General features: G+C 60.1%; 1 protein-coding gene and 1 pseudogene. Both read right to left on the bottom strand.

Annotated elements, in window-relative coordinates; genetic code table 11:
- Positions 1-282 (bottom strand): annotated as a pseudogene (locus JSE7799_RS16135) (IS256 family transposase); the annotation flags it as partial.
- Between the two features lie 540 nt (positions 283-822).
- On the bottom strand, positions 823-1,260 hold a 438-nt coding region (locus JSE7799_RS16130; protein WP_144431764.1), incomplete at its 5' end, for an integrase core domain-containing protein.

Genomic DNA, 1,260 nt, shown 5'->3' with positions numbered 1-1,260 from the left:
GCTCCCATCTTCATTGCGGCCGCGATCGCGCACGCGCGGGACCTGCACAGGAATGGTCCCGATCCCGGTCATCATCTCGCGCTCGGGCAGAAAACCATGGCGCACAAGACGCTGGCGGCCCTCCTCGTCCAGAAGATGCGCATGCTCGGCGAGGAAGGCGGATACCTCCGCCTGAACCGCCGTTCGCAGAAGCTCCTTGGCCCCAGCTTGGATTACCTCGGTCAACGGATCCGCAGAAAATTCCGATGGCAGTTCGAACGGGACAACGGTAGATTTGGCCATGGTGGCATATCCTTTCTCTTTTGAGACTGACGGCGCGTGAACACCGCCATGATATGCCGCCTACTTCAGGCCATCACCAACTTTCGGGCATAACTCGCCGGCGGCCGCCATCGGTGATGATCTCATAGTCAGACATAAGCACGTGCTTAGGGATATCCCTAAGCCTCCATGGTTATGCCCAAGTGTCCAGTCGAAACGGGGGCCAATTCACGAAGAGCGTATTCAAGCCGTGCAGATCTGGCGGGCGCAGAGAGACAAAGCTGCGCCGACGCGTGTGACAAGAGCTGCTGTCCGGAAGCATTGCGCAGCATTAATCAGGTGTAATCCGGGTTAAACGCCCACTTCCGACACCATCGGCTCGAAGCGCTTGGGTGCTAGATGTGAAGCATCGCGCTCCAAAACGACAGGCCGTCCGACTGGCGGCTGTAACTAACCGAAGTTGAGTGTCGGTATATTGTTGCCCCGGACGCCCGTGCTGACCAAAGGTTTACCGAGGCGGAGCCCGAAAGGCGGCATTGGTGGGATTGCCGTTTCCGGTGCCTACCTGTCACATCCCGGAAGGTAGTGTGGCTGTTTCTTGAACAGCTCTGGCTTGATTTTGTGCCAGTCCTTCATGGCCTGCAAGGGCGCCTTGCTGGCCAACGCTGATTGCGGGAGCTGCTGGTTGTAAAGCCAGACGTATCGGTGGAGCGTGGTCTCCAGGTCCTCGCCTGATCGGAAATGGTGGCTCTGCAGGACCTCTTCGATCCGGCCGTTGAAGCGCTCGACCATTCCGTTGGTCTGCGGCGACTTCGGCGGGGTCAGGCGGTGGTCGATGTCGAGGGCGGCGCAAAGCGCGTCGAACGCGTGCTCTCCCGTGGCAGTCCGCTTGCGCAGGCCGAAAAGGCGGTCGGTGAACTCCTTGCCATTGTCGGTGAGAATGGTGCGGATGCGGATCGGGCAGGCGCGCTCCAGATCGCGCAGGAAGCGCCGTGCGTT

Source organism: Jannaschia seosinensis (genome assembly GCF_001408515.1).
GTDB lineage: Bacteria > Pseudomonadota > Alphaproteobacteria > Rhodobacterales > Rhodobacteraceae > Jannaschia > Jannaschia seosinensis.
This window is presented reverse-complemented; position numbering and strand designations above follow the sequence as displayed.